General features: G+C 51.7%; 2 protein-coding genes. One reads left to right on the top strand and one right to left on the bottom strand.

From position 1 onward, the window contains the following. Positions 1 to 565, bottom strand: a 565-nt coding sequence (locus PHT20_RS16680; RefSeq protein WP_301021415.1) for a hypothetical protein, incomplete at its 3' end; no start/stop codon positions are given. A gap of 194 nt (positions 566 to 759) precedes the next feature. Here PHT20_RS16680 and PHT20_RS16675 point away from each other — a divergent pair. Further along, positions 760 to 2,525 (top strand): BcsE family c-di-GMP-binding protein (locus tag PHT20_RS16675; RefSeq protein WP_301021414.1); only part of this gene is annotated, 1,766 nt, incomplete at its 3' end.

Genomic DNA, 2,525 nt, shown 5'->3' with positions numbered 1-2,525 from the left:
CTTTGTTCATAAAGTCAAAGCCAAGCCATGTGCCTTGTTCATCTCTCACGCCGGTGAGCCAGCTGGACAGAACGCTGCCGCCTGCCTGGCGGAATTGGCCAATGGCGAGTCGCTCTTTGTCAGACAGCGCCACCAACGAAGGCAACACCAGCACGCCTGGTGTGCTGCTTTCAAGCTGCGCAGGCGAGGCGATGGTTTTGAACGGTACGTGGTACTTAGAAAGAAAGGTTTCCCACTGGCGAATGTTGTTTTGAAAGTCAGCTGCGCTAGATGCGTAAAGCGTTTTTGAGGTGGGCGATGCATACAGCCACACCATGGGTTTTAACCCCAGCGCTTGCCCAGTCACGTGAAGGTTGGCAGGTGCTTGAGACAACGCTGGCGGTTGGCTGGGCTTGGATGGGAAGGCATTTTTAGGTAAAAAGAGGGTTTGATCATCCACCACTTGCCCCATGGGAACAGGGCTGGAGAGGGTTTCTTTGGGCAAATTTTTCGTGGCTGAACAACCTTGAATGGCAAGCGCTGCGCACAACAGGGTGGCGCTGATCAAACGATTGAAATGGTTCATGGGGTGTGGCTGCAAGGTAAGGGGTGGCTTTCGACAATAAATGAGATCACTACATCGTCTGACTTAAGGTTGAATGGCATCGTGAATTTATACCGTCACAAGTCAATTTTGATGACCTGATGTGATACCTAATTGAAATATCATATGAGTTAAATTAAGCTCTTCAAATTATTTCAATTTTCAACATCAGCTCAATGAACGCTAATCTCGCTTTGCCAGGGTTGCCTGAGCTGACAGACAGTTTAATCAACGGTGGGCTTTATGTGTTGCTGGCCGAGACAGCTTCCGCTCGGTTTCCGATGTTGGCCTCCAGCCTTGCCAGTGGATTGGATCGGGGACTCAATTGCCGGCTTTTGCTGCAGCAAAATCCCGAGTCTCTGGTGCAGCGCCTACAGTCTTATGGCAACCTGAACATTCATCAGGCGATTCAAGAGCGTCAGTTGCAGTTGTTTACGCTGCAGGATGAGTTTTCAAAAAAGTTATTTCGTTTTGGGGCTGAAGCGTTTGTTAAAGAACTTGAGCATTTTGCTTTTCCTGATGGCGCTTATGTAGTTTTTGATCAGGCTGATGAGTTGCTTGCCTTGCATGATGTATTGATTGCGTTGGAACAGGTTGAAGTGCTCAAAAAGTGGACGCAAGCGCACCAAATCACCTTCTTGTTGGTTTTAACGCGCACCAGTGGGGCACAGGTCGGAACACTGAATGCCTTGATGGACAACCTCACTGGCATTGCTCGGCTAGGCGCCCAGCGCCATGGGTTGGAGCTCACATTTGATTATTGGCAATCCAATGAGGGCACTACAGCTGGGCGCAGTTTTAACTTGAAACCCTTGGTCTCTGGTCTTTATGAGGCAGGCAATCCACAGCAGTTGGTAGATGTCGACAGCCCGGATGCCGGTCTGGAACGTGTTGACTCTGCTGAAGCGATGGTGTTTTACATGGATCCAGAGTTGGTGGGCTTGACACAGCAGATGCAAGGGAAATGGCAGAAAGTCGATACCTTGATCGGCATGATGCACGCCACGCGGAACATGAAGTCTGCGACCTGTATTTTGTTGTTTCAGCGTGGGTCTCAATTGCGGCAATTGGCTGAAACTGTGCACACGCTCAGGTTGACCATGGGGCGCTATGCGCGCATTGTGGTGCAAGAGAAAGAGGCTTCACTGCGCTACCAAAATGAAGCCCTCTTGCTGAAGCTGGGGTTGAATCTGGTGATCAATCGCGATGTGCCATTGAGCCGACTGCCACTGCTGCTGGAGTCGCTCAAAGGGCAAATTTTCAGCCGCGATGTCAACATCAACTTCGAGGCTGCCCTGGCCAGTGTCTTGCCCACGCAGTTGCATGGTTATCTTTTGCCTGCACGGTTTGTCAAAGAGGTTGCCTTGATTTTGGAGCGTGCCAAAACCTTGGATGTGCCATGTGCTTTGATGATTGGGCGGCCTAAACCAGATCGGAAACTGGCTGACTTGATTGCCGGCAACAAGATTTCGCGCGCTGGCGATTTGATCACCGCCGATGCCTCAGACTGTTTTGTGTTTTTGAACGCTTGCCCACAGGCGGTGCTGTTCAATACGGTGGAGCGCTTGCTGGGCTTGTCTGTTGAAGATGCATTTGCCAGCGCCAAATTTGCAGTCAATCCAGAAGAGATTCAGTCAGAGCTGGAAGCCTTGTTGCGAGAGGCCACAGATGAGTTGTTGCCAGACTTCACGCCGGAGGCTAAAGCGACTGAAAGTGGCGCCGACCCCACTGAAGAACCTGACACGGTTGTTGCTGTGGATGGCGGTGTCCCGTGGCTTCAGCCAACCCCCGCTGTGACCCCGGTGCTGTCTGTGGCGAAGCCACAGGTGGCTGTGCCAGCTCAACCCAGGGTTGCAGTGCAGAAGCAGCATCAACTTGCCGCTGTGTCGGTGGCTGTGAAGCCGCATCAGGTGCAAGTTGAAAAAGCCATGCCCACCACAGA

The organism is Rhodoferax sp. (assembly GCF_028715765.1).
Lineage (GTDB): Bacteria > Pseudomonadota > Gammaproteobacteria > Burkholderiales > Burkholderiaceae_C > Rhodoferax.
This window is presented reverse-complemented; position numbering and strand designations above follow the sequence as displayed.